32 protein-coding genes and 1 pseudogene are annotated in these 26,491 nt (G+C 41.4%); 24 read left to right on the top strand and 9 right to left on the bottom strand.

What is annotated here, in order from left to right; translation table 11 throughout:
• From K0625_RS11555 to K0625_RS11540, 4 genes are all read right to left on the bottom strand, one after another.
• Positions 1 to 300, bottom strand: a complete 300-nt coding sequence (locus K0625_RS11555; protein WP_220109838.1) for a DUF6506 family protein — start codon at positions 298 to 300, stop codon at positions 1 to 3.
• Positions 297 to 2,231: a monovalent cation:proton antiporter-2 (CPA2) family protein gene (locus tag K0625_RS11550; RefSeq protein ID WP_220109837.1), complete on the bottom strand. Its 1,935-nt coding sequence runs from the start codon at positions 2,229 to 2,231 to the stop codon at positions 297 to 299. The genes K0625_RS11555 and K0625_RS11550 overlap by 4 nt, the downstream gene beginning before the upstream one ends.
• A 25-nt stretch (positions 2,232 to 2,256) precedes the next feature.
• Positions 2,257 to 2,874, bottom strand: coding sequence for an NAD(P)H-dependent oxidoreductase (locus K0625_RS11545; RefSeq protein ID WP_220109836.1), 618 nt, complete (start codon positions 2,872 to 2,874; stop codon positions 2,257 to 2,259).
• Positions 2,875 to 3,109: 235 nt separating this feature from the next.
• Positions 3,110 to 3,286: a carbon storage regulator gene (locus K0625_RS11540; RefSeq protein WP_220109835.1), complete on the bottom strand. Its 177-nt coding sequence runs from the start codon at positions 3,284 to 3,286 to the stop codon at positions 3,110 to 3,112.
• 278 nt (positions 3,287 to 3,564) lie between these two features.
• On the opposite strand from K0625_RS11540, the gene K0625_RS11535 reads away from it, so the two are divergent.
• The 6 genes from K0625_RS11535 to K0625_RS11510 all read left to right on the top strand — a co-directional run bounded on the left by K0625_RS11535 (position 3,565) and on the right by K0625_RS11510 (position 9,029).
• The gene (locus K0625_RS11535) at positions 3,565 to 4,143 is read left to right on the top strand and encodes a PhnA domain-containing protein (RefSeq protein WP_220109834.1); all 579 of its coding nucleotides are present in this window, start codon (positions 3,565 to 3,567) and stop codon (positions 4,141 to 4,143) included.
• A 116-nt stretch (positions 4,144 to 4,259) separates the two neighbouring features.
• Entirely contained in the window at positions 4,260 to 4,715 is a 456-nt protein-coding gene (locus tag K0625_RS11530) for a YaiI/YqxD family protein (RefSeq protein ID WP_220109833.1), read from the top strand.
• A gap of 386 nt (positions 4,716 to 5,101) precedes the next feature.
• The gene (locus tag K0625_RS11525; protein ID WP_220109832.1) at positions 5,102 to 6,193 is read left to right on the top strand and encodes a PfkB family carbohydrate kinase; all 1,092 of its coding nucleotides are present in this window, start codon (positions 5,102 to 5,104) and stop codon (positions 6,191 to 6,193) included.
• Entirely contained in the window at positions 6,187 to 7,101 is a 915-nt protein-coding gene (locus K0625_RS11520) for a pseudouridine-5'-phosphate glycosidase (protein WP_220109831.1), read from the top strand. The genes K0625_RS11525 and K0625_RS11520 overlap by 7 nt, the downstream gene beginning before the upstream one ends.
• 132 nt (positions 7,102 to 7,233) lie before the next feature.
• Positions 7,234 to 8,517 (top strand): dicarboxylate/amino acid:cation symporter, encoded by a 1,284-nt coding sequence (locus tag K0625_RS11515; RefSeq protein WP_220109830.1) that lies wholly within the window; start codon positions 7,234 to 7,236, stop codon positions 8,515 to 8,517.
• 104 nt (positions 8,518 to 8,621) lie between these two features.
• On the top strand, positions 8,622 to 9,029 hold the full coding sequence (locus K0625_RS11510; protein WP_220109829.1) for a GFA family protein: 408 nt from the start codon (positions 8,622 to 8,624) through the stop codon (positions 9,027 to 9,029).
• Here K0625_RS11510 and K0625_RS11505 read toward each other — a convergent pair.
• A complete protein-coding gene (locus K0625_RS11505) occupies positions 9,016 to 10,149 on the bottom strand; it encodes a GGDEF domain-containing protein (protein WP_220109828.1) in 1,134 nt (377 codons plus the stop codon). The two genes, K0625_RS11510 and K0625_RS11505, sit on opposite strands and share 14 nt — an antisense overlap.
• A 240-nt stretch (positions 10,150 to 10,389) precedes the next feature.
• On the opposite strand from K0625_RS11505, the gene K0625_RS11500 reads away from it, so the two are divergent.
• Entirely contained in the window at positions 10,390 to 10,851 is a 462-nt protein-coding gene (locus K0625_RS11500) for a DUF3291 domain-containing protein (RefSeq protein ID WP_220109981.1), read from the top strand.
• Between the two features lie 106 nt (positions 10,852 to 10,957).
• Entirely contained in the window at positions 10,958 to 12,202 is a 1,245-nt protein-coding gene (gene gltS / locus K0625_RS11495; protein WP_220109827.1) for a sodium/glutamate symporter, read from the top strand.
• Between the two features lie 72 nt (positions 12,203 to 12,274).
• On the opposite strand, the gene K0625_RS11490 is transcribed toward gltS, so the two are convergent.
• From K0625_RS11490 to K0625_RS11480, 3 genes are all read right to left on the bottom strand, one after another.
• Entirely contained in the window at positions 12,275 to 12,772 is a 498-nt protein-coding gene (locus tag K0625_RS11490) for a universal stress protein (RefSeq protein ID WP_220109826.1), read from the bottom strand.
• A 390-nt stretch (positions 12,773 to 13,162) separates the two neighbouring features.
• Entirely contained in the window at positions 13,163 to 13,678 is a 516-nt protein-coding gene (locus K0625_RS11485; protein ID WP_220109825.1) for an NUDIX hydrolase, read from the bottom strand.
• Between the two features lie 134 nt (positions 13,679 to 13,812).
• Entirely contained in the window at positions 13,813 to 14,052 is a 240-nt protein-coding gene (locus tag K0625_RS11480) for a hypothetical protein (protein ID WP_064791932.1), read from the bottom strand.
• A gap of 164 nt (positions 14,053 to 14,216) precedes the next feature.
• On the opposite strand from K0625_RS11480, the gene rsmS reads away from it, so the two are divergent.
• Positions 14,217 to 14,384: a pleiotropic regulatory protein RsmS gene (gene rsmS, locus K0625_RS11475; protein ID WP_220109824.1), complete on the top strand. Its 168-nt coding sequence runs from the start codon at positions 14,217 to 14,219 to the stop codon at positions 14,382 to 14,384.
• A 94-nt stretch (positions 14,385 to 14,478) separates the two neighbouring features.
• On the opposite strand, the pseudogene K0625_RS11470 reads toward rsmS, so the two are convergent.
• Positions 14,479 to 14,579: pseudogene (locus K0625_RS11470) on the bottom strand (cupin domain-containing protein); the annotation flags it as partial.
• A 688-nt stretch (positions 14,580 to 15,267) separates the two neighbouring features.
• Here K0625_RS11470 and K0625_RS11465 point away from each other — a divergent pair.
• From K0625_RS11465 to K0625_RS11395, 15 genes are all read left to right on the top strand, one after another.
• A complete protein-coding gene (locus K0625_RS11465; RefSeq protein WP_220109823.1) occupies positions 15,268 to 19,551 on the top strand; it encodes a hypothetical protein in 4,284 nt (1,427 codons plus the stop codon).
• The gene (locus tag K0625_RS24590; RefSeq protein WP_232847055.1) at positions 19,551 to 20,762 is read left to right on the top strand and encodes an RHS repeat-associated core domain-containing protein; all 1,212 of its coding nucleotides are present in this window, start codon (positions 19,551 to 19,553) and stop codon (positions 20,760 to 20,762) included. Before K0625_RS11465 ends, K0625_RS24590 begins: the two co-directional genes overlap by 1 nt.
• A gap of 1 nt (position 20,763) precedes the next feature.
• Positions 20,764 to 21,090, top strand: coding sequence for a hypothetical protein (locus K0625_RS11455; protein ID WP_220109822.1), 327 nt, complete (start codon positions 20,764 to 20,766; stop codon positions 21,088 to 21,090).
• A gap of 148 nt (positions 21,091 to 21,238) precedes the next feature.
• Positions 21,239 to 21,580: a hypothetical protein gene (locus K0625_RS11450; protein WP_220109821.1), complete on the top strand. Its 342-nt coding sequence runs from the start codon at positions 21,239 to 21,241 to the stop codon at positions 21,578 to 21,580.
• An 84-nt stretch (positions 21,581 to 21,664) separates the two neighbouring features.
• Complete coding sequence (locus tag K0625_RS11445) at positions 21,665 to 22,006, top strand: hypothetical protein (protein ID WP_220109820.1); 342 nt, start codon at positions 21,665 to 21,667, stop codon at positions 22,004 to 22,006.
• Between the two features lie 108 nt (positions 22,007 to 22,114).
• Positions 22,115 to 22,459: a hypothetical protein gene (locus K0625_RS11440; protein WP_220109819.1), complete on the top strand. Its 345-nt coding sequence runs from the start codon at positions 22,115 to 22,117 to the stop codon at positions 22,457 to 22,459.
• Between the two features lie 299 nt (positions 22,460 to 22,758).
• Positions 22,759 to 22,962 carry a hypothetical protein gene (locus K0625_RS11435; RefSeq protein WP_220109818.1) on the top strand — a complete coding sequence of 68 codons (204 nt, stop codon included), beginning with the start codon at positions 22,759 to 22,761 and terminating at the stop codon, positions 22,960 to 22,962.
• A gap of 95 nt (positions 22,963 to 23,057) precedes the next feature.
• A complete protein-coding gene (locus K0625_RS11430) occupies positions 23,058 to 23,387 on the top strand; it encodes a DUF5992 family protein (RefSeq protein WP_220109817.1) in 330 nt (109 codons plus the stop codon).
• Positions 23,388 to 23,598: 211 nt separating this feature from the next.
• Entirely contained in the window at positions 23,599 to 23,793 is a 195-nt protein-coding gene (locus K0625_RS11425) for a hypothetical protein (protein WP_220109816.1), read from the top strand.
• Positions 23,794 to 23,820: 27 nt separating this feature from the next.
• A complete protein-coding gene (locus K0625_RS11420; RefSeq protein ID WP_220109815.1) occupies positions 23,821 to 24,150 on the top strand; it encodes a hypothetical protein in 330 nt (109 codons plus the stop codon).
• A complete protein-coding gene (locus tag K0625_RS11415; RefSeq protein ID WP_220109814.1) occupies positions 24,147 to 24,566 on the top strand; it encodes a hypothetical protein in 420 nt (139 codons plus the stop codon). The genes K0625_RS11420 and K0625_RS11415 overlap by 4 nt, the downstream gene beginning before the upstream one ends.
• A gap of 129 nt (positions 24,567 to 24,695) precedes the next feature.
• Complete coding sequence (locus K0625_RS11410; RefSeq protein WP_220109813.1) at positions 24,696 to 25,046, top strand: hypothetical protein; 351 nt, start codon at positions 24,696 to 24,698, stop codon at positions 25,044 to 25,046.
• A 6-nt stretch (positions 25,047 to 25,052) separates the two neighbouring features.
• Complete coding sequence (locus K0625_RS11405) at positions 25,053 to 25,370, top strand: hypothetical protein (RefSeq protein ID WP_220109812.1); 318 nt, start codon at positions 25,053 to 25,055, stop codon at positions 25,368 to 25,370.
• A 33-nt stretch (positions 25,371 to 25,403) separates the two neighbouring features.
• Complete coding sequence (locus tag K0625_RS11400) at positions 25,404 to 25,763, top strand: hypothetical protein (protein WP_220109811.1); 360 nt, start codon at positions 25,404 to 25,406, stop codon at positions 25,761 to 25,763.
• Positions 25,764 to 25,848: 85 nt separating this feature from the next.
• Positions 25,849 to 26,178: a hypothetical protein gene (locus K0625_RS11395; protein WP_232847054.1), complete on the top strand. Its 330-nt coding sequence runs from the start codon at positions 25,849 to 25,851 to the stop codon at positions 26,176 to 26,178.
• Positions 26,179 to 26,491: the final 313 nt, after the last annotated feature.

Raw genomic sequence — 26,491 nt, 5'->3', positions numbered from 1 at the left:
TTAACTTAATAGCTTAGTCAGCTTTTGGGTTTCAGAGACTGAAAACCCAACAAATCCGATAGGAGTTTGGCTGTCTAAGCTATTGATAATTTTACTGGCATTCTCTTCACCAAAGCCACCGCATAGCTCAATCACTTGTACTCCCTCCTCGATAAGTTCTCGGCACACTGTGATTGCCTGCTCCACAGTGCTGACACCGACTACCTGAGTTTTAAAGTATTTATTCTCAATGACTGAGCTATTTTGTGTTGGCTGATACTCTTTTGCCAACACAATAAAGCCATAGTTTGACAGTGTCATGATGCTCCTTCATCTGAGTCACTAAACTGTTTCTCATACCCTTTTGGTGGTGGAGTCCAGCCACGCTCTACCTTAGCTTGTTCATCAAAACGTTCACTTTTCATCGCTTTAGCGATGGCGGTTTCCAGTTCAATAAACAGATCCCTAAAGTGTGTGCTGTATTTACTGTCTTCGCTATTTGCCTTCCACATCTCGTAGAGAGAGTCTTTATAGCAGAGTTCAAGCTCACGGAGCGTGGCCTTTTTCTGCTCAGCTTTAAAGGGGTGCACGCCTAAGGAGATCAGTGCTTCTTTGCCTAACTCTAAGGCTGAATGATAGGTCTCACTGATAATAAAATCGGCGCCTGCGTGTTTGAGTTCAAAGTGGTGGCCTCGGTCGAAGGCTCGAGCAAATATTTTGACCTTAGGGTAGGTATGTTTGACATATTTTGTCAGCTCAACTGCGCGCTCATTATTGTCGATGGCAATAACGATCATAGCGGCGTTTTCTATGCCTGCCGTGTGCAATAGATCTGGCCTAGTGGCATCACCGTAAAAACTTTTAACATTGATTTTTTTAAGGTTTTCGACTTGGGATATTTGGTGATCTAGCACCACGGTATCAATCTTATTGGCCCGTAAAAAACGGTTCACCAGCTGACCGAAACGGCCGATACCTGCGATAATGACAGTGCCTTTTTCGGTGATCTCATCGGCTTCTCTGTCGTTTTCGGAATGCTCATATTTTGGCAATATCACCTTATCGAAGAAGATAAATAGGCCTGGGGTGAGGAACATAGAGAGTGCGACGACCAGAGATAGCATCTGAGCAAGGTCGCTTGGGATCACGTGGTTCTGTACTGTGTAGCTAAGGAGTACGAAGCCAAATTCCCCTGCTTGGGCTAAGCTCAAGGCAAATAACCAACGGTCGCTATTCTTAATTTTAAAGATAAAAGCTAATGCAAATAAAACCAAAGCTTTAATGAGCATTACGCCAGCAGTTAACCCCAATACCGGACCAATATTACTTGCCAGTACGTTAAAGTCGATGCCAGCCCCTACTGTGATAAAGAACAACCCTAATAACAACCCCTTAAAGGGCTCAATATTGGACTCGAGTTCGTGGCGGAACTCGCTGTTGGCTAGTACCACCCCAGCTAGGAAAGTTCCTAGCGCAGGCGATAGGCCCACAAGGCTCATCAGTGCAGCGATACCGATAACTAGCATAAGCGCCGTGGCGGTGAAAATCTCCCGCAGACCTGAGTTAGCCACATAGCGAAATAGAGGGCGACTTAAATAGTGACCACCGACGACAACGATGGCGATGGAGAGCAGTAACACGATCCCGTAAGCCCAGCCCGGAAGTCCAGCGACTAAGGAGAGCTCTTCATGATGTTCTGCGGCTTGACCCGCAATGGATTGCGCTTTTTCTATCAGCTCAGGCAGCGCCAGTAGTGGGATAAGGGCCAGCATAGGGATGACGGCGATATCCTGAAACAGTAATACCGAAAAAGCATTCTTTCCGCCTTCGGTTTTTGAGAGATCTTTCTCACTGAAGGTTTGCAACACGATGGCTGTCGATGAGAGCGCAAAGATAAGGCCGACGGTGAGTGCGACACTCCACACGAGTCCAAAATAGAGCCCGCCTGCGGTGATAACTAATGTTGTGAGTCCTATCTGCAGGCCGCCGAGTCCGATAAGTTTATTACGCATATCCCAGAGCATTCTAGGCTCAAGTTCAAGGCCAACGAGAAATAGCATCATCACGACACCAAACTCTGCAAAATGTTGTAGCGTATTCGTTTCACTACCGACCAGTCCGATCACAGGTCCAATGATGACTCCAGCGATCAGATAACCAAGAACTGAGCCAAGCCCGAGTCGTTTAGCCAAAGGCACGGCAATAACCGCAGCGCAAAGGTAGATAAAGGCTTGAATAAAGTAAGCTGTCATGGCGTTTTGTCTTCCTTAATTATTGTTATGCTTGGATAAGTGTTGCCAAATTCTTGTTCAACAGCGGCAGTGACTTGGCTTGTGCTAAGTCGAGTTTATTATTGGCCAGTGCATTAAGTAGCTGGTGCATCTGGTTAATATGCTCATGGACGCGATTTTCCTCGACGGCACTACGGGAGCCAAATAGAACAAAAGGGGCCAAATACTCCATGCCTGTTAATGAGGCGGTCTGTTCAAGAGGCTGAAGTAGTTCGCGTATGGAGAAATGGTTATAGCCAGCTTCTTGATAGGCATCTTCAGAGCCTCCGGCAGAGATGGCACACAGAAACGTTTTTCCCTTCAATGCGGTGCCATTAGTGCCGTAAGCAAAGCCATATTCCAGTACCAGATCTTGCCATTGTTTTAAAATAGCGGGAGTGGAGTACCAATAGAGGGGGAACATAAAGATGACCACGTCATGGTCAACGAGCCTCTGCTGCTCCTTGTCTATGTCGATATGGAATGTGGGGTATTCATGGTAGAGATCAATACAGGTGACATCACCATGTTGTTGGCACTCGGTAAAAAGTGGCTTATTGATCTCTGATCTCTCTTGGGCGGGGTGTGCAAACAGCACTAAAATTTTCTTTTTTTCCTCGGGCATGCTTCCGATCCTTGCACCTTTAATATGATTAACTTTAGTAAATTAGCATAGGTTGAGCCGAGGGGTAACTGCTTTGTTACTCCTTTTGTTTTTAGTGGTTAAACTTGTTTCGCTTTTCATCTTTGGTCTAATGGTCTTTAATTTTGGTTATCTGTAGTTTGTAACTCTTCCGTGCGAGTGTGCCTGAACATTGCTTTGAATATAGGCTAGCTGGGCACGATTTGATAACAGTGGGCTACTTATCCAGATCTAATATCTCAGAGCGGTAGATATCGATGCTGGGGGCAGCATCGATACCAACCCGATTATCATGGTAGAGGTGAACCTCTATATCTTTTAAGGGCTGGCCATCTTTATCATAGATATTAGTCAAAATGAGTGAGGTATTGGCTTTTCTGGTGAGTATAAGCATATGTATTCCCTTACAAGCAGTGGTGTTACTCTATTAAGGTGTAGTTGCCTAATGCCCAAAATTCAATGGATAACAAAAAATCTATCTACAATGAGCACCTTTGCCTTATTAATCACAGTTTGCTTATAGGCTACTTAGCTCACTTTTTTGACCTATTCAAATATGCTATAATGCGCACCAATTAATTGTTGGCATTTGCCAAATATGCCAGCATTTTATCCTTATTGTAGTGGTATTTTTGCCGTGCAATTTTTTGATTTCAGATAGATAAGATTGATATGACTAGAGAACTATTAAAGCGTTGTGATAGTAAGTGTGAGTTATGTGGTAGCGAGACAAAGTTAGCCTCTTTTGAGCTTCCTGATTCAAAAGGTTATGGCGATGCGCGTATCATGATTTGTGACACTTGTACTGGTCAAGTCCAAGATCCAAGCAGTATCGATATGAATCACTGGCGTTGCCTTAATGACAGCATGTGGAGTCAAGTTCCGGCTGTTCAGATCATGGCTTACCGTATGCTAAAGCAGATAAGTGCTGAGGCTTGGGCTCGTGATCTGTTAGATATGTTATACCTTGATGAACATATGCAAGCATGGGCTGAAGCGGGTATTGAAGAGGTCGATGAAGATTTTGTGCCTCATAAAGACAGTAATGGCGCTATCTTGGAAGCAGGTGATAACGTGGTTATCATTAAAGATCTTAACGTTAAGGGAACCACCTTTACGGCCAAGCGTGGTACTACAGTTCGTGGGATCTCGTTAACAAACAACCCAGAGCATATCGAAGGTCGTGTAAACGGCACTCGCATTGTTATCCTGACCTGTTTTGTGAAAAAAGTACCTGCTGGTGAAGAGTAACTTCAACACTTAGTAAGTTGTGCTGATTAACCGCTATGCTCTTATACCGATTGGTATTATTGAACATGGCGGTTTTTTATATGTAGAATTAGCGTTTTATAAAAGAAGGGAAGTTGATGAAGATTTGGGTTGATGCCGATGCCTGCCCAGGCGTAATAAAAGAGATCCTGTTTCGGGTGGCCGATAGAGCGAAAGTGGAAGTCACTCTAGTGGCAAATCACGCTATGCGTATTCCACCTTCACGTTATATCAACATGGTCACAGTGCCGTCAGGCTTTGATGTGGCCGATGATGAAATCGTTAAGCGTCTTGATGCAGGCGATCTGGTGATCACCGCCGATATTCCGCTAGCATCAGAGGTGATCGATAAAGGTGGCGTTGCATTAAATCCTCGAGGTGAGCTTTATACTGAGCAGAACATCAAGTCGATTTTAAACATGCGCGACTTTATGGATACCATGCGTGCCAGTGGCGTGCAAACTGGAGGACCTGCTGCAATTGGTGCTAGCGAGAAACAAGCTTTTGGTAATCAGCTAGACCGTTTTGTCACTAAACACCATAAGCCAGTTTAAGCTTTATAGTTACGAGTTATAAGTTACAAGTAATAGCTAAGAGCTAGGGTGGTTACGTGTAACAGATATCGAGTTTAAGGCTACAAACTTTTTTGAGCAGCCTTTACTCGTGATTAATCACTATCTATTTCTTTCTGATCACCACTCTCTATGCCGTATCTTTAGCCCATCCTGTTCCGCTCTGTTATTTCCCAACTTACAACCCCCACTGTTCTCTATCTGTTACTAATTAAGTACTGGCTTAATCGGAGCTTGTTCACGGTTTGAGCAAGGTTTTTATCTGTTTTACTTGAACTTTATTCTTATTCAGCATATTTTAAAATCCAACCTTGGACTTAAGTTTGGTATCCAAACAAATGTTTGGTCGTTAAAACTGGATAATAACAATGACAGAACGCGAACATCAGATACTGGCAATACTTAAACAGAACCCGTTAATTGCACAACAAGACCTTGCCGATCGACTTGGAATAAGTCGCTCAGCTGTTGCAGGGCATATTATGAACCTGACCCATAAAGGCATTATTCGCGGCAAGGGCTATATTTTGGCTGAATCCCGTTATGCCGTGGTGGTTGGGGGGGCCAATATGGATATCCTTGGTCGCCCTTTAGATACGTTGCAAGTGGGTGATTCAAATCCCGGTAGCGTGACCTGCTCTCCTGGTGGAGTGGGACGAAATATTGCCGAAAACTTAGCCCGCTTAGGCTCGCAAACTCGACTACTGAGTGCGGTGGGAAAAGATACCTATGGGCAGGCTATTATCGACCAGTGTCAGCAAGCCGGTATCGATATGCAGGCCTGTTTGCAGCTAAAGGATGCATCAACCTCTACTTACCTGTCAGTACTTGACGGTGATAGCGATATGCATGTTGCTATCAATGATATGGCGATTTTAGATAGGCTGAGCGTTGAGTTATTAAAGGTACAAGAGGAGATGCTAAGACGTGCAGATCTGCTTATCTTAGATGCTAATCTTTCGGCGCCAGCTCTGGAGTATCTGCTAAGCAACTTCTCCGACAGGCCGATATTTGTCGATACTGTCTCCTGTGCAAAAGCAAAGAAAATTCAACCTTTTTTGAGCGCTATTCACACATTAAAGCCCAATCTTAAAGAAGCTGAGCAGCTCTCTGGAATAAGCATCGCGAATTATGGCGAGCTACCTAAGTTAGGTCGTTGGTTTCATGAGCAGGGGGTGCAACGCATCTTTTTAAGCTTAGGGGCTGATGGGGTTTTCTATAGTGATGGTCAAACTCAAGCGCTTATTCCCGCTGTCGATGTCCCTATGGTCAATGCCAATGGCGCTGGGGATGCGTTTCTTGCAGGCCTTGCCCATGGCTGGCTTCAGGATTGGGATATCGAACAATCAACAAAATTTGCCATGGCCGCAGCCGTAGTGGCTTTGTCACATCTTGCGACCATCAACCCAAACATGTCTGAAATGTCAGTCAATCGCGTTATCAAGGAGTCTATATGTTAGAGCAATACCTAGATATTAACCCTGAAGTTGCAGCTGCATTAGCTGCTGGAAAGCCAGTTGTTGCATTAGAGTCGACCATTATCTCCCATGGCATGCCTTATCCACAAAATGTTGAGACGGCGCTGCGCGTTGAGCAGATCATTAGAGACAATGGGGCGATTCCTGCGACGATCGCTATCTTAAAGGGGCGACTAAAGGTAGGGATGACGCCTGATGAGATTGAGTACTTAGGTAAAGCGGGCTTGGATGTGATTAAGACCAGTCGCCGCGATATCCCTTTTATCGTTGCTAAGCAAGTTGATGGCGCCACAACTGTTGCATCAACGATGATCTTAGCGGCAATGGCAGGGATTAAGGTATTTGCCACTGGAGGCATTGGCGGTGTTCATCGCGGAGCTGAGCAAACCTTTGATATCTCTGCCGATCTGCAAGAACTAGCCAATACTAATGTCGCCGTAGTGTGCGCAGGGGCGAAATCGATTTTAGATATCGGCCTAACCCTTGAATACCTAGAAACCCAAGGTGTGCCGGTTATCGGCCACCAAACTGATACCTTGCCTGCATTTTATACCCGCGAAAGTGATTTTGGTGTGGACTACAGACTTGATACTCCGGAGCAGATCGCTGATGTATTGAAAGCTAAGTGGGCCATGGGATTAAAAGGTGGCGTGGTGGTGGCCAACCCTATTCCTGAAGCCCATCAACTGGATCGCGCTATGATTGATGAGGTTATCTTAGATGCCTTGGCTCAGATGGATGATCAGGGCATATCGGGTAAGGCATCGACGCCATTCCTATTGGCTAAAGTAGCTGAAAAGACCAAAGGTTCAAGCCTTAAGGCCAACATTGAGCTGGTTTTTAATAATGCTAAGCTTGCTGCTGAGATTGCGGTTGAATATGTAAAATAACTAATATTGATTAGATAAATCATCAATTAGAGAGATAAAGCGCCTTAGGGCGCTTTTTTACGTTTAGTTGGTTGCAGATCTCTTTTCTTGTCTAGGATTAAAGTAAGTTCAGCTAATAGCCGGATTAACTCGATGAAACTTCATTGGCAGATCGTAATCGCTATGGTGTTGGCGGTTGTCATAGGAAGCATTACAAGTGTAGACACTTGGCTTTACCAAGGTTATGAGTTTGTAGGGACGCTTTTTCTTAATGCCTTAAAGATGATCATTGTGCCTTTGATCATGTCATCTATCATCTCGAGTATGGCCAGCCTGAATCAAGGGGGAAATTTAGGTCGGCTCGGGCTTAAAACCTTAGGTTACTACGCCACGACTAGCCTATTTGCCATCTTAATAGGTTTAACGCTTGTTAATATTACAACCCCTGGAGTGGTTGATGGACAAGCTGCTGGGGAGTCTTTAAACCTTGATGCCGATCCTGTTGAGCTTGAGTCGACTTTAGAGAAAGTTGAGGGGCGAGGTGGTAAAGATCTACTCGATATCTTTATTCGCATGATCCCAACAAATATCGTCGCCGCAGCCAGTGGGGGTCAGATGTTGGGGCTTATCTTTTTTAGTCTGCTGTTTGGTTTTTTTATGGGCCGCGTCGAAGGGCGGATGGGGGAGGTGTTAAGGGATTTTTGCAAAGGGGTTTCCAAGACCATGGTGCTAATAACCAACTTTGTACTTAAGTTTGCCCCGCTAGGTATATTTGCGTTAATTGCTAAAACGGTGACTGTTACAGGCTTTTCAGCACTGTCACCTATGTTAGTTTTTATGTTCACTGTGATAGTTGCACTGGCTGTTCACACACTTGTAGTCTTGCCTCTTCTACTTAAATTTATTGGCGGTGTCTCCCCCCAAAAACACCTACTTGCTATGATGCCTGCCATGTTGATGGCGTTCTCTACAGCATCCTCTTCGGCAACGCTGCCGTTAACCATGAAGTGTGTACAGAAACGCGCAGGTGTATCGAGAAAAACATCCAGCTTTGTACTGCCTCTCGGTGCAACGGTTAATATGGATGGCACCGCCTTGTATGAGTGCGTTGCCGCCATGTTTATTGCTCAGGCCTATGGGTTGGAGCTTGGAGTTGTGACCCAATTTACCATAGTGATAGTGGCGCTATTGACCTCAATTGGCGTCGCAGGGATCCCCGCAGCCAGTTTAGTCGCCATTACCGTTATTTTAGGTGCCATCGGTTTGCCGCTGGAGGCGATAGGCCTATTGCTGGTCACGGACCGAATTTTGGACATGATGCGCACGGCGGTGAATGTGTTCAGCGATGCTTGCGCCGCAGTGATCATTGCCAGAACAGAGGGGGAGAGCTGGGTACTAAATCAAGAGCATGAGGTGGAGCTGCCTGAGGAGGATTAAGTCTGGGTGAGGAGGATTCTGCTTGAACTTTAACTTAGTGGCAGTTTTTGGCAAACTGGATGCTAAGCCTGAGATAGTAAAGTAAGTTGGAGACAGAATTAATTATGTATGTCGGAAAGTGTTTATGCGGTGAAGTGCAGATAAAAATCAATGGCGGGATTAGTGACATTATTCACTGCCACTGCTCATTGTGCAGAAAGAATAGCGGTACAGCTTTTGCCACTAATGGATTCGTCAAAGCAGCAGATTTTGAGATCGTATCAGGCCAAGAAAGCTTAAGTACATTTTCATTTAAACCTGGCCGAAATAGACATTTTTGCTCTCACTGTGGCTCACCTGTATATAGTTCAAATGAGCAGGATCCTAGCCGTTATAGATTAAGGCTAGGGATCCTCGACTCAGATATTACTGAGCGACCCATCTCCCACAATTTTGTTTCATCGAAAGCGAGTTGGGAAGAGCTAGATATCCAGCTGCCTAGGTACGATTCTTTTGAACCTAGCAGGCAATAGCAGTTTCAGTCCGTATGCAGTTTTTCCCCGCTTCTTTGGCAAGGTAGAGGGCTTGGTCGGCCTGTTTAAGAAGCTCAGTTTGCTGCATCATATCTGGGGTTCTCACCGCCAAGCCTATGCTGACACTGCCTCTCCAGTGTCCATTTAAATTTAAATTGCTCTTGTTGGCGCCAAATGTCACTAAGATGGCGTTAACTTTAGTGAGGAGTTGGTCGGCGATATACTGTAATCCTGCCAAATCTGTTTCGGGGCAGAGAATAAGAAACTCATCCCCCCCTAAGCGGCAGACAAAATCATCGGTGCGCACAGCATGTTCGAGAACTTTGGCCAGCCGACATAACACAAGATCGCCTGCATCATGGCCATAGGTGTCGTTTACGGTTTTAAAGTGATCGGCATCTATCATAATGCAGCCAAGAGATGAGTCAGGTTTGTGCCAAAGCTGAGTTAATTTCTCCATCGCAAAACGTCGATTTGCCAAACCTGTAAGCATATCGGTAATGGAAAGCTTTTCCAGATGAGTGTTAGCATCGCTAAGGGCCTGAGTTCGTAGGCGCACTTTCTCCTCTAAGGTTTGATTGAGATCGATTAGCTGTTTATTACGTTGAGAGACCTGATTAAAGAGGCCGTTGAGCGCGGTCAGTAGGGGAGCGGTGGCATTATCGGCCTGTGACTCCTCCTTTGCAAAAGCTTCCTGCGGACTCATGCCTGCATCTATTGCTTCAATTTGACGAGCCATGTTCTTGTCATCACCTAAAATATGATAAGCAAGCCATTGAGTCAGAAAATCTAACAGGTATTTAAGGGCGTCAGGTTGGTCGATGGAGATGCTTGCCTGCATCTGCTGCACTTCATGGAGAAAGTAACGATGAGCCTGTTTTTGCATAGTAAGGTGTCTTGGGTCTATCCCCTTTTTATGCATTAACCGCTCTTCATCTTGGAAGTGTTCTTGGGTGTATAACCATAACTCCTGCAATACCTGATTAATATCCTCCATGACCAGCTCATCGCTGGCGAGTTGATGACCAAAGCGGTTTATCAGATCCACTAACTTTTTATGTTGGAAATCAACATCATCTATCCCTGTAGCAAAGTTTTTATCCCATTGAAATGAATCCATTTTAAAATTATCACTCTCATATTTTTTATCGACGATAGATTTTAGATAGAGATCAGTGCACTGTCGTTGTTCTGGCGCACAGTTTTGTTTTTATGCGTTAGCAGTTGAAGAGGAAAGTGATGAGCTGTGGCTTGATGCAATAGGTTTGATGCAATAGGCTTGATGCAATTTTACTCTTGTGTATGCTTATGACTAACGTGACATTTTAGATTCAAGGATGGAGTGATGAGAAAGCATGATATGGAGCTGGCACAATTAAATATTGCTAAAGCCAGAGGAGAGATGGATGAGCCTTTGATGAAGGAGTTCGTCGATAACTTAGAGTCTGTCAACGCGATGGCAGAGTCCAGTGAAGGCTTTATCTGGCGACTTAAAGATGAGAGTGGTGATGCAACCGCTATTCAGGCTTTTGATGATCCTCTGTTACTGGTCAATATGTCAGTATGGCAATCTCCCGATGCACTTAAGGGGTTTATGTACATGACTCACCATATTAGCTTTATGAAGCGTAAAAAGGAGTGGTTTGAGAAGTTAACCCAGGCGAACTATGTGCTTTGGTGGGTACCTAAAGGGCATATACCCGATGTCGAGGAGGGAAAGTTAAGGTTAGAGCACTTAAGAGAGCATGGGGAGTCACCCTATGCGTTTAGTTTTAAGAGCCGATTTGAGCCCAGTGATTTAGTAACCACTAAGATAGCTTGACCTTGTCTGCATCTAAATAAGTTATTTATTTTAATCAGTTTTTATCTTTTACTAAGCGTTATTATTTTGTAAGCTAAATTCACGCTTATAAAGGATAAAAACTAGAATGGATCCCCAAGTATTAGAACCACAACTGCTCGAGATTAAAGATTTTGTCTCTTTCACTTTAGCTATCATCGCACTCTTTATCGGAAAAGCCATCATCTCCCGCTATGAATTATTGCGTAAATATAGTATTCCGGAGCCCGTAGTTGGTGGTTTTGCATGTGCTTCTATTGTCGGCATTCTCTATTATGGATTTGATCTACAAATAGAGTTTAATTTGGAGGTAAGAGATATCTTGCTTCTGTATTTCTTTGCTGGAATAGGATTGAAAGCTGATTTTGCCACCTTAATTAAAGGTGGCAAACCCTTACTTATTTTAATCACATTGTCGACGCTGTTTATCTTTATGCAAAACTTTATGGGGGTCAGCGTTGCATCTCTATTTGGATTAGATCCTAAAGCAGGCTTAATGTCGGGCTCTATTTCGTTGATTGGTGGCGTGGGTACGGCAATGGCTTGGACGCCGACGTTTGTGGAAGAGCTGGGTATCGCTAATGCAAATGAGCTTGGGATTGCATCAAATACATTAGGGTTAATTTCAGCTTGTGTAATTGGTGGACCTATCGCGGCATACTTGATGAAACGCCATCATATTAAGGCTAATCAAGATGAGAGCTTAGATATTGGTGCTAGTCATGCAACAAGCTCACAGCATATTAGGGTGGATTATTTTGGTGTGTTAAGAGCTTGGCTCTGGTTAAATGTGACCTTGATTATTGGTTATTTTATCGATATTGCACTGCAAGAGATAGGGCTTAAACTGCCCATGTTTGTAGCGTGTTTATTGGCTGGTATCATCATAGGTAATAGTGGGCGAGCCCTGCTTAACCGCAAGAAAGATAAAGGAGAGGCTTACCTTAAAGATGCTTCTCAAGGGCTCTCTTTGATTCAAGATATCTGTCTAGGCATGTTTTTAACCATGGCATTGATGAGTCTTAAAATATGGGAGCTTGAAGGTAGCCTGTTTTATATATCAGTGGTAATGAGCTTACAGGTGCTGCTTTCAATAGTGTTTACTGTGTTTATTGTTTTTAGAATGATGGGCAAAGATTATGAGGCTGCTGTTATCTGTTCGGGTTTTGGAGGGGTTACTTTAGGCTCTACGGCAACTGCAATTGTGAATATGACTGCGGTTACCCAACAATATGGTGCAGCGCACAGAGCTTTTATTATTGTACCTTTAGTTTGTGGTTTCTTTATCGATATTATCAATGCGATGATCATTAACCTTTTTGCATACTTTTAAATGCGTTTGGGCTGTTAAATTTGTGTGGATGAAAAGGAGCTAAGGCTCCTTTTTGGTTTCAGATATAAAATATTACTCTTCATCTTCTAGTTTGATAAACATAAGATCGCAAGGCATGTTACGTAGAACGGGTTCGCTGGGAGAGAGTAACATCTGCCTAATAAAGCTTGATTTGTGATGTCCCATAATCAAGAGGTCAATGTGATACTTCTCGACGCTATCGATAATCTCATCATCGACATAGCCACTATGAATGATGTGTTCCTTGATCTCGTAATCTTGTGAGTTAGCCAGTTGATTCATAGAGGCGATAGACTCTTGTTTTAACGCTTGTTCCCTTTCCTGAAAGTCGACACCAAGCATACCTTCATAGGTATGGGGGATATCTAAGTCCACATGGATCAAACTGAGTTGGGCATTATTTTGTTTCGCTATTTGAGTGGCTTTTTTTAAGATTTTTTCACTGTCTTTATTTAGAGCGACTGAAAGAAGAATATGCTTGTAGTTCATCATGATCACCGTCACTGGCAAAACCAGAAGTTGATTAGGTATAAGTTCAGAGTAGACCATAATGACTCTGGGTAACATTGAGTTATTTCAATGCGACCATTAAGAAAAATTGACTGTAATACCAATTGCATTAAGTATGTAATCAATTCAGAGTGCCTCAGGTTTTTCTATTCAAGGCGCATTGGCGAGGAAATGGTTATTCCCTTTTAAGTCAATGCAAAGCAGAAGAGGAAATCCTGAGACGCTCACATAGTGCGGCTGATGCTCAAAGCAAATGGCAAAGCACTTTATGCTGCGTTTGGGTCTCTAGATATAGAATAATTAGCTTCAATACCCAGCCTTGCCTACAGCGCTTTGAACTCCCGCTGAATGGTCAGATACTTACTGCAATTGGTATAAGCTGGTGATAGGGCTGTTTTGTCTGCCCTGTTTGATAGCGGATTTTTAAGGTTAGAGTAGTTCTTCTACTATTCGTTTTAATAGAAAGGTTTCGCGCACGATAGAGAGGCCTTTTTTGTCGCTGTTGGCTAGGGTGTGCTCGTTATGCTTAATGGCCTCATGGATGTTTATCCACACTGGAGTCATGCCATTTTGGATCTCATGAGCCTCTAACTTAGTTTCTCCAAGCTCTGGATGGATATCACAGATAAAGCAGTAGGACTCCATATGCACAATGTCGAAATCACCTTTATACCAAGGCCGAAACTCCTCATAAAGACCGAACTCCTGTAACACTTCGATGTGCTGCGCTCCAGTCTCCTCCTCAAGCTCACGTATGAGCCCCGCCTCTATTGACTCGCCCTCATCGACTCCGCCGCCAGGAAGACTGTAATCATGGTAACGTTCGGTGTAGAGCATTAATATATTCTCACCATCGAGAATGATGCCACGGGCCGCTTTTCGGGTGAAACTTTTACCTTCACGTGATTGGATATCTGGGTGTGTGCTTGAGGCTAATAAACGCATATGAAGATCTGATGTTAGAGTGAAGGCAAAGGATTATACCTAGATAGTCGTTTAAAACGAATCTAGGCCTTGAATCTTTATTCGTCATCCTGAACTTGTTTCAGGAGCCAGCTTGAGTTTTTAAGCTGTTATCGTTAAAGGATTAATTCAAGCTCTAGCTCAATGTCAGTGCAATGTTTTTTGCAGAACACACCATATTTTTTCTCTGTGTCTTTTTCGGTAGGGACGATTAAAGTCAGTGGCTGCTTACAGGTTTCACACAACACAGTGTTACCTTTAAAGAGGCGCTTTATCAGGTTTTTCTGCTCATTAAACGACTTAGCGGTTGTCTTATTGATAGTTGAAAAGTCGATTTTGTTAGTCTCTGTGGTCATAAATATTCGTGATTAACTTAAGCTATAGCGGCATTATACCCAAGCTATTTTGAATAGATAAGGATTAATATTTTTAATTAATCATTTTTTACTGTGAACTTGCAATCTAACTACTTAGAATATTGGTTCAAGTAAATTAAAGACCTGTAATAGGGGACATAGTGATGGCTACAGATACTCCCAAAAGCACAATCGGCAGTGCCAGTGATGAAGTTAAGCTTGCGGTAGATCTTATCTATCTGCTTGAAAGCCATAATATCGACCCGCAAGTTGCACTATCAGCCATCGAGATAGTCGCATCAGATCTTAAAGCTAAGCTTGCTAAGACATAGCTCTCATCTCCAAGATAAAATCGTTATGCCATCAAACTGTTAAGTTGATGGGCTAGTCAAAAGGCTGATCAACTCAGGCTAACTTTTTATTTTATTAAACTGGCAAGTGTCCTACTTTAACTTGGTGGTCTCCTCTTTAACAAAAGGGTGATGTTGGCTCATGTGCGGGCTACGTATCCAAGTGTTTGCTGGGTATTGTCCATACATGCCTCAATAAAAGTTACAGCTACAGACATTCGAAGTGTACCTTGGGTATTTTTACCATTACTACTTTGTGAATAAACCCCATCTGATAAATGATATTGCGCGTTTAGTAGTCATTCATTTAACATCAAAATCCGAGCTTTTTCATTAGGGAGTGGATACTTTTATGAAAAGTGTGAATATTCCTAAGGCGAAGTTCCTATATTCCCAAAACCTAGTCGTTTAGGCTATTAAGAAATCATATGCGTATTCTGATAGCACAAAATCTCGAATGCGCAACTATTTTTAGTGTGAAAACTGTAATATTTGTTTACATTTTGTTCTTTTGGTGTAACTATTTTGCGAATAGGGATCAAAATAAACTCTGGGTAATGGATTATGCTTAAACAATGGATTGCGATTTTTCTGCTATTTTTATCATGTGTTGGATATACAAAAGCCGATCTCAATTTCGATTATCAAGGCTATGAAGTTTATACCGACAGCAGTTGTAATATCATTCTTTATTTATCGCCTAAGCTTGTGTTAATTGCCGGTGATATTAATATTCCTCTACATATAAAGATAAGGTTTAATACTGTTTTTAAGTCACTTTAATTTCTGTGTGACGTAGCCGAAATTTATTCATAGATATTGATTTTAATATGTTTTTAACTCATGCTAAACAAGGGTGTTTAAAGTGTTTAAAAAATCAAAGTTATTATTCTCTTGCATGCTTATTTGCGTGTACTCTAATGCAAGTCAAAATGAACCCAGTCCATTAGATTTGGTCTCTGAGTTAAGTAATATTAATTCTGCAAAGTCGATGAGTATGGCTAGCGCATTTGGTGAGAGTATTAGTTACAACACTGGAAGGCTGACCTTCTCCAATGTTGACGTCTCAATTCCTGGAATACATGCATTACCAGTTAGAATATCTCGCACCTATATTGGTGATGAATTTTACAATGAGACCGAATTTGGGGATTGGAAATTAGATATTCCATATATAAGTACATCTTCAACATATGAATTTAGAAAAAAAATGGAAGTTGGAATTTCAAAAAAAATTGTGATTGGCCCTGCAATTATTGGCTCATCGTGGGCTGGTGATACTCCATGTAGTGGGGATGCTATTCCTGAGTCTGTTAGTGATTATTACGCGCCTGGAGATATTGTTCCCGATTCAGGAGGAAGGTCCTTCAGTGCTCAAGATTATTTTTCAGGAATGACCTTACACATTCCTGATCAAGTACATGAGAAAATATTGAGAAAAGATACGAGTGGGCAAGGAAAAACCCTTTCAAATTGGAAGGTCGAATGCGACGAAGATAATGGGCAAGAGGTTTTTATCGCTCTTTCACCTACAGGTATTAAGTATACTTTTTCAAGTCTTGTTATCGCTTGGTTTAATGAAATGTCAAAGCCTACCTTTGGTACAATGGACATCGTTGACCTTCAAATGAGAGTTACAAAAATAGAAGACCAGCATGGGAATTGGGTTCATTACAATTATGTGGAAGGCCTTGATATAGATAGATTAGTATCGATAACCTCATCGGATGGAAGACGGATAGATATTAATTATGAAGGAGAAACATATTCAGATAATGATATTATTATTTCCATAGAAGCCAACGGAAAAAAGTGGACATATGAATACGAGCTACTTAGCCCATATAGGTTAAAAAAGGTTATTTTACCCGATGACCGTTATTGGGAGTATAGTTTAGATGAAATATATGAGGAGGATGGTGGTTATTGGATTTCTGCAGAAAATGTGTGCAATAAAGTAGAGGGGAATTTTTCAGATAATATAGGGACGATTAAGTCTCCATCAAACCTATTTGCAACCTATTATACTAACGCTAGTATGCAGGGCCGCTCAAACGTAAATCGCCTTCGAACACTTAATGGTTCTACTGAGCCAAATATTGATGATTATTTACAACCTAAGTGTTATCTCTCAGACTCAATAGTTAAAAAGGTCATATCTGGACCAGGTGTTGATAATGCAACTTGGAGCTATAAGTATTCACAAAATGCTGGAGCTTGGTCAGATGAGCAAGCAACTGGCCTAACAGGTGAATTGCCATCAAATATAAACTCTTTTGATTACAAATATGTCGACATTATCTCTCCTAATGGATTGATAGAGAGACGTTACATTAATAGAGATTTTACCAGTTATTATGACGGAAAAACCATGGCTGTTGACTATATGTTGGAGTCTGAAAAGCTGATTAAAAGAGTTGAATTTACTTACGAAGCTATTACTGATGTCGGAGAGTTATTTATAGCGTATGGAAACGATAAACCTCTGACAACTAGACTTAATCAAAAGGAAAATATAACAGAGTTATATTATGAAGCTGCTCCTAATGATATCTACACAAGAAAGATGTCAGATTTTACCCTTTATGGTTTACCCAAGAAGGTTGAGGAAACATTTATTGATACTAGGTTTACTAAGTTTGACTATCAAACATTTACAGATTTATGGCTGATTGATAAAGTACGCTCTGTTTCTATTAGTTTTCAATCTGATAGTGGGTATTTGGCACCTTCGTCTTTTAATTTTCTAAGTGCTAATGGACTCGTAAAAGCGTCGAAAAAATATGGTGTGACATTAAATACATATGAGTACTCATCTGATGGCACTCTGCTGAAAAATAATTATAGCGGAACTCCGCATTATACAAAGTTTGAAGATTATTATCGTGGAAAAGCAAGAAAGATAACTTTACCTTGCTCAGTCACAAACGCCTGTGATACAGCAAATGACAGTTCAACCAATACAATTATCGCTAAGTTAGAAATAAATGATGACGGAACAACTAAAAGTGTTACTGATTTTAATGGAAATAAAATAAATTATTCTTATACGCCTGCTAAATGGTTAACTAAGATAGATAATAATGACCCCCAATGGGCTGATACACATATTAGTTATAGTAAGGTCGAAAGTGCTGGGGATGGTATTTCTGGGAGTGGTATTCCAATTGGGAGTTTACGCAAAACGATAACACGGGGAAACTATAAACAACGCATATATTTAGATGCGCTTTCTAGACCTTTTTTTACTAGTACAGAGGATAAATCTGATTCAAGAGCGATTAACTACCAACGTACAGAGTACGATCATGAAAACAGGGTCACCTTTCGATCTTTTCCTAGCCGTCTTGCAAGTAGTCATATTGGCATGGAAACAGAATATGATCTATTAGGCCGCATAAAAAGCATAACCCGTACCAGTGATAATGCGACTACAGTGTATGAGTACCTGACTGGTAACAAAACTAACATCATAGATCCTGAAGGTAATGAGACTACGATGACGTATCTAGCATATGGCAGCCCTTCATATGATAAACCTACGCTAATAGAATCGCCGGATAGTGATGATACTGCAATTGTTTATAACCAACTTGGTCAGATCAGTTCGATCACTCAAGGGGGGATCACTGAAAAACGACTGTACGATGGTTATCAACAACTGTGTAAAACCTATCGCCCTGAAACAGGGGTAACTGCTTATGGTTACAACACACAGCGCCAGCCTATTTGGCGTGCTGAGGGGACTGATGGAGGTCATGCTAGCTGCGCGTCATCATCGGTGCCTGCATCACATAAAGTGATTATTGGTTATGACAATCTAGGACAATTAAGAACTGAAAACTTCCCAGACACCACACCTGATAATACCTACAGCTATGATGCGAATGGTAATCTTGCAAGCCTAACCTCGGGCAGTGATAGCAGCGCCATTAGTTGGAGCTACCTGTACAACTCACTTAACCTGATAGATAAAGAAACCCTATCCATCGACGGCAAAAGTTTTACGCTGGATTGGGGATATAACAGCTTAGGAAACGTAGACTCCTTAACGTACCCTTCAGGAAGGCCTATTAATTTTGCCCCGAATGCTTTAGGGCAGCCAACCAAGGCGAGTGAAGGCAGTAGCAGAGTGAATTACGCCAGTGATGTTCAATACCATCCCAACGGCCAGTTAAAACAACTGACCTATGGTAATGGGATGGTGCGTAATGTGGCTTTAGATACCACAGGGCGTATCGATGCCATCACTGATGCTAAGGGAAGCGCTTATCAACTGAACTTAGACCCAAGTTATGACTTAAACGATAACATTCACAGTGTTATCGACTGGGTTGACCGCAGTAATGACATCGACAACATGAGTTATGACGGCCTAGACCGTTTAAAGTCTGCTGATGGTAAGTGGGGCACTGGCAATTACACTTATGATGGGGTAGGTAATATCAAAACCCGCAGTATCAGTGGTTCATCCATTACTTACCACTACAATACGCTCAATCGCCTCAACAAACTTAGTGGAGCTTATGCCTACAACTATGCATACGATACTCGCGGTAACGTGACTCATAATGGCCGCTATGGCTTAGGTTTTAACCGTGCGAATCAAGTCACCACAGCCAAAGGTATCCCTTACCGTTACGATGGCCACAATCGCCGTGTATCAAAAAAGGCTGATGAATACAGTATTTATAGTCAAGCAGGTCAGCTACTTTATCGACAAAAAGACAATGGTGATAAAACCGATACTCTCTACTTAGGTAAGCAGTTAATTGCAGAGGTCGAGCATAGAGGTACATATACACCTCCGCCGCCACCTGCGCCAAAACCGAGTGTAAATCTCTATTTTTCTGGCGGAGGAAGTAGTGGTGGGGATTGCCCTAAAGGGTTTGTGTGTGAATCGGCAAGTGCCATACCGAGTCTTCCCCCTGCTGATGCGTACACATTGTCATGGACAACAAGCAATGCTGACAGCTGTATTGGCAAGGTCTTTAGAAATGGCTCTTTACACTCAACACTTTCAGGCACCAACAATACGGGGATTTACTTCGAAAATGAAGGTGCGGGCTATGGAGCGGAGCTAACCTGTAGTAGCAGTGGTGGCACTACGACTAAATTTGCGTATGTAGGCAATGGAGATGAATACTAATGAAAATATTAACATTCACTCGGTTTGCCATTAATTCATTTGTTGCGTTTGTCCTGTCAGTTGCTTCACTGTCTTTTCAAGCAGAGGCAAGCCAAGGGCAAACGGTATTTATCCCCATTTCGGTGGGGGATATCACCACCTTCATTCCCATTATGCCTTCAAGTAGCACTGGGAGTGTGGCCAGCACGACAACTGATGGCAGCTATAACCTCAATTGGTCGGCGGTAACAAATGCAAGTTATTACCAAATCATCATCACCGATGAAGATGGTAAAAAACGCATCATTAAGGTATTCGGAACCAGCTACGACTTGGCTGGCTTGTCGTTGGGGAGCAATACCATAGAGGTGCAAGCTTGTAATGCCAATCATCAATGTGGTGTGGGGTATCTAGCGGGCACGGTATCGCGCAGCTCTAAGGTGACATATCAGCATACCGACATGTTGGGCACACCCGTAATGGAAACGGATGAATCGGGTCAAATCGCGAGTCGTAGCGTCTATGAGCCATTTGGTAAGCGCCTTGGTGGTGAGAAAGAGGGCATAGGTTTCACTGGGCATCTACAAGATGAAGACTTAGGTCTTACCTATATGCAGGCCAGATACTATGATCCGCTGATTGGAAGGTTTTATTCGAATGATCCTTTAGCATTCAGGGATATTCATAGCTTTAACCGCTACGCGTATGCGAATAATAATCCTTATAAGTATATTGATCCAACAGGAGAAGTTCCTGAATTTGTCTCAGCTAGACAAATGGCAAGAAATATTGGAGGGTCTCAAGGAGTTGCTACTTTTGATCAGGCCGCCAATGAAGTTGGTATGGAGGCGTCTGGTGCAAACGATCTAATTAATGCTGCAACTAGCCTTGCAAATGGCGATACTTCGGGCGCTGCTCTGAGTGTTGCGATGGCTGTTAATAAGCCGTTAAAAGCTGCTGATAAAATACAAGAAAACATAAAACGTTTTACTAAGAAAGTTCCTGCAAATGCAAAAGATAATATTGAGCAACATACACTACCTGACGGTGGAGTTGCTGTTCAGGCAACGTCTCCAGGTATAGTCCCTGGTTCAAAGGCTGTCTATGAAAAGCAAATCGACTCAAGTGGCACAACGATTCAGGCAACAAAAACAACATATGATCCAAAAGGTAATATTGTGCATGTCAAAGATAAGCTCAATGGTGGTACATACCAAGTAGGTGAAAATTAAGATGAATAGATTTGAACTTTTGGACAATTTGGTAAAATTTAATCTGACTATACCAACTCTCAAGGAGGAGTTATCAAAGTTAGACTGGGATTATTGTGAAGAGCCTTTCGTTGTAGAACCTATAGATATTAGAAATGTAATACAGCGATATTTGGCTGGTGACTATAGTGCTGCGCAGCTTGAAAGTTGGGCAAATCTAATTGAATGCCGTGAAGACCTAGAACTTGAGGAACTAATTGATAATATTGTATATCAATTAGCAAACCCATCTTTAGAAGGGGAAATCACAAAAGACTCCTGTAAAGAAATGATAGAACTCTTTAGTTAATACGCATTGAGATAGATAAAGGGGTCAGAGCCCTTTAGCTTTTAGGTCTTTAGATTTACTTAGGTTTACTCTGGTTTGATTGGTGCCTAGGTGCTAGGTGGCCAAATCTGACATTTTGATAAGCACTGGAATTTTTAGGAACATGGATATGTTAAACAAACTACTGACTGCCAGTAAGGTGAAGTTGAAATGGATCACCTTGCTGATTGCTACCCTTTTTAGTACTGGGGTTTATGCTACTAGCTGCGTGCAGAACAATAATATTGTGACATTCACTGGGCTAGATTCTAAGGAGGGAGTGATATATGCCAGTCTCTCCTCCCATGATAATCAGTGTGGGTGTAGTTACGTAAGATTCGCGCCTCAAAACACTAGAACAGAAATGGCACTGAGTATCTTGATGGCTGCCAAGCTTAGTCAAAACAGAGTTCGAATAGATTTGATGGAACATGGAAACTGCAATACAGCGTATCGTGTTTATCTGCAGTAACTCTTTGTAGTAACTATAGATGGAAGTCAGTTAGCTGTTTGTATTCTGTAAGGAATCAAGGAATCAAGGAATCAAGGAATCAAGATGAAAGCTCCACTTTTGATATTAGTGATCTTATTAACGCTTAACTTCAGCTTTGTCACTCAAGCAATAGCAGGAACTACTTGGGCTAGCGGTAAAATCACATCGCTTATGGCATCAGCGACAAACCCTGCGATAAGACTCACTGGAAATATATCGCCAGATAGATGCAGTGGTGGAACTTACGGTTGGTTATATTTTGCTGGTACTGCCGAAGAGAAAAACCGTATTTATGCCACGGCACTCGCGATGTCACTCTCCGGTAAAACAGTAACCGTTTACACCAATGGTGATGACACCACTTGCCGTATCAACAATATACAGATAACATCTGGATTGAATTAAGAGTGATTAATTGTAGAGTAGGCCCCAGATCTCATTCACTATAGTGTTGCAAAACTAATAATATTTCAAATGGAAGATTTACGCTGTTCAGCATATAAAGGAATAAAAATGAAATTAGTTATATTGGCTTGCTTTATGATGTTGTCAGTTATGTTTTCTACATCAGTGAATGCCGCATTTCATTGCTCTGCTGATATCAATCGGATATTAATTTACGGTAATGGTACGGTAAATATTCGGCATTCTGGTAGAAATGATTTTACCGTCATTTGTGATTTAAATAATGAATGGAAAGGGGTTAGTGTGACCACTTGTGCCATGTGGACTGCTATGTTGCAAAATATAAAAAAGAATAATGGCAAAGCGATTTTTTATTATGGTGGTGAAGGGACCTGTGCCGCTCTACCTACTTACGGTAGCACTCCTGCTCCTGTATATATTGGTGATATTTAAGTAACAACTAAAAGAGCTTAAGTCTATTTTAAATAGTGTTACTGTGAGATTAGAATCAAACCTAAAGGATGTGAAGGGTCAAGTCCTTCCCTTCTAGAAAATGCTCAAGATTGGGGCTGGTTTTATATTAAATAAGCTAAATCGACTTTGGATATAGAAGTATGGATATGTTAAAAAAATTATTTGTTGGCCTGGTTTTTCTATTTGTCAGCTCTTCCGTTAGCGCAGTATGTTTCGAGAGAGGATGCTCAAATGTATATGTTGAAAAACTGTATGTTAATGCCTCTGGAGTTGTATATGTGGGTACATCAGGCGATGAGAGGTTGATGACTTGCGATGCTGTCTCTGAAGTGTATAGCACCTTCAGATCTACGGATGCTGGCGGAGATATGATTTTCTCTACGCTGTTAGCTGCGCAGCTCTCAAATAAGAAAGTATTTGTGAGAACGGTCGAAAGCTCAAATGAGTGCAAAATCGCTTATGTGACACTGGATAAGCAGTAACAAGCAGTAATAAGAAAATCTCTTAGTTTTAAGAGGTGTGGATTGATGTTGGTAATTTGACTCTTATAAAGTTTTAACTTAGTTGAGAAATAAAAATGAACTTGAAATATATCGTTGTACTTTTACTTTTTTTCACTAGCCAACAAGTCACATCTGGTGAACTGGTTAGAGGCGCGACAATTATTGAAATAGCTAGTAGTTCCAGTAATCAAGATGTGTTTTATTTAAGTTTGTCAGGGGGCACGGGTCCTTGTGCTGGTAAATCAATATTGTTCCCAGCATCAAAATCTCAGTCAAAAGAATCTTATAACCAAGCTTTCTCTATAGCTTTAGCTGCAGCAGCTTCAGGTAAAAAAATTCGTGCTCATAATTATGAAGATGATAGCTGTAGAGGAGCTAATTTTATTGGCATGCTTACTCAATAGATATAAGAATTACTGAGTATAGGTGAACAGTTTTTATTGACTAATTAATGCGCTTGGAGTCAAAAGTGAAAAATATAAAAGGGATATTACTCATAATAATGGCATCTATTGCAATGCCCATTTTGCCGGCAGTCAAACAGGTTTAGTAACCAATATCAATGTGCGTGACGATGGTCTGCATTGGTTTACCTTATCTGGAGATCGAGGCGTCATGCCAGCGTGTACTCGTGAGCGTTTTACCTATTGGATGATCAAAGATGAAAACTCTACTTACGGTAAGAGCCAGTTTAGTATGTTGCTAGCAGCTTATATGGCACAAAAGCCTGTGACCATAATGGGCACTGGTAGCTGTACACGTTGGGGCGATGGTGAAGATATTAAAGTGGTGCAGTTTAGGTTGGGCTAATATAAAAACTACTATATGGAGTTCTAAATGTTACGGATGATATTACTGTTGATGACACTATTTTTTTGTGCCAATTCCCATGCAAATACTACTGCCAAAATTACCCAAATACTCATGTATGAGCAAGGTAATATTATTTATATCTACCCAGAAGGCGGCGTGCAGAATCCGCCAAGTTGTCATGGGTCGAATGGTGATTACCTAAGCTATAAGATGAATCGTCCGATGGCGAAAGAGTACTTCAGTATGTTGATGTTGGCTTTTGCTGCACAAAAAACAGTATCGTTTAGAACCGAAGGGGCATGTATTGATCAGTCTGTATCTGAGACTATCAGGTACTTTACGGTGTATAAGTGATAAATATTATTGCTGCTAACATTACTTACTCAAGGTGTTGGCTGAACTTCTCAAAAAATTATTATGAGGCTAGGATTTTGAAATATTTATTATGGGTCACTTTACTGTTTTCCTCCGCATTTGCGAATGCTGGAGCCTATTCAAATTGGGCTGTTCCGACTAATGTGGAACTAGTTGGTGGAGGAGTTTTGATCCATGGCCAATTTGGTGATCCAAACAATTGTGGTAAGGCAAACTTTATCTATGTAAGCCACACGGATATTCGGTTTGATTCCGTTTTTTCAATGGCCTTAGCTGCGCTCATGGGGCAAAAAGAGCTAAGACTATATTCATCATCTTGTGTGGGAGTTGGTTTTCATTGGCCTGGAAATGTAATTAATCAAAATACCAACGGCCAAGCTGTGTATATACGCTGAACATAATACATCTTGTTTTAAAGGCAACTGGACAAATTTGGGCTCTCAAAGTCATGGGCTGCACTTTATCAGAATGGAAGGTTAATTTAGTGCGGCATCTTTAGGGGATAACAAATTATATGAGGGAATATGAGAACATTAACTATCGTATTTTGTAGCATTATGTCGCTTTTACAATGTGCTGTTGCTGGAAATATTTGGTGTACAGGGACAGTGTCAAACGTCTATATAGCTGCTGATAATAGTGTGGTAATAAAAGGCAGTTGGCGCAACGATTATACTCGAATTTGTTCAACTGATGGGAGTACCGGTATCGATACTGTAACCTGCTCGCTTTGGTTCTCCATTATATCAACAGCCATGACAAACGATAAACAGGTGAAGTTGATGTATTCAGACAGAGATGGTCAATTTCAATGTAATAATTTACCTACCTATTACTCAACACATAACCCATCGTATGTGATGCTTGAGAGATAATTTACTATGAATCGAATTATATATATTTCATTTTTCAGTTTGTTACTTCTGACTTTTAGTGTCGAGTCTCTTGAGAGAATTACAGGTTATGTAAAAGTTTTAGAGCCTACCTATATGCCAAATACTATTAGTTTCAGTATGAGTGCTGGAACCGCTTCATGCCCAGCGGGCAGTTGGTTGAAATGGAGTAAAACTGAGGAGAATAATAAGGTTGCTTTTTCAACCCTGATGGCACCGTTAATGTCAGGTAAGAAAATAAATCTCTACTTTTTAGATAACGACACGACTTGCACTGCTCAATTTTTACATCTGTTGAGTGAGTAATCGTATTAATTTATATATATCAAGGGGAGAGGTATGAAGATCTTACTAAAAGCAGCATTGTTATTACAGCTGCTATCTTTTGTATCAGAAGTTAGCGCTGCTCATTATTATCGTAACGTGACGATCACCGGTACTGGTATTTATGGTAGCGGCTCAAATAGCATATTGTTTGTAGATTTTAGTGGTAGTAAGGCTGGTATGGCTGCATGTGCTACGACTCAACGTCTGGCAATTAGCAGTACAGCACCACAATATAAAGAGATGGTTAGTATTGCCTTTACTGCCTATGTCAAACAAGACAGTAAAGTTGATATTTTAGTGAATGAGTCTTGTGTTCATTGGAGTAATGCAGAAGATATGTTGGGCATTAAAATGGGCACTATGCCTTGGTGATTTGAAAGAGGTATATATGAGTAATTGAGTAACTTCATTGCTTTAAAGCTAACGATAAAAGGATGTTAAAATGTTACGTGTTGTGATGATTACTATAGCTGTTACTTGTACGCTATTTCCCTTTCTAGTCAATGCCGCAGCGGGTTGGTCTGGTAGAGCTGAAGTGACGGGGATCTATACTCTAAATGAATCGACCGCTTTGATTAAGCTATCAACTTTTAGTAATCCTAATAGCTGCCAAATTAATTCTAGTGGTGATGTAAGGATTAATCCGTCGGTAGATAAAAATTGGATGAGTATGTTTCTTGCGGCTTATATGTCAGGTAAGCCAGTTGATGTTTATGTTACTGCGGCTTGCACAGGAGTATGGGCAGGAACCTCTTTCACCACAGTTGGTCACGTTCGTTTGTTATAGGCACCTAACAAAAGTAAGATAACTTTTTAAAGTTAATTAAATAATATTGTTTAGGCAGGCTTAATAGCTGCTTTGGCCTGTGACAATAATCCTCGTCTGTATTAATTATTACCTCTCTTACTGCGAATGGTATTTGTAAGTATCTCTTATATATCGATATACAGTTCTTTACCTCATTTTCTACACTTTAAGTCAATAAGCGAACCCATGTTATTTTGATTGATAATCAATTGGTTACTGGTTTTCTTGGGTGGTATTAATTATCGGTAGCACACTTTTGCAATAATGCCACTTTATATAAAATTAAATTGTA

Origin of the sequence: Shewanella nanhaiensis, from assembly GCF_019457885.1 — a bacterium.
In the GTDB taxonomy this organism is placed as follows: Bacteria; Pseudomonadota; Gammaproteobacteria; order Enterobacterales; family Shewanellaceae; genus Shewanella; species Shewanella nanhaiensis.
Note: the sequence above shows the minus strand (reverse complement) of the source record. Positions and strands in the feature narration are given on the sequence as shown.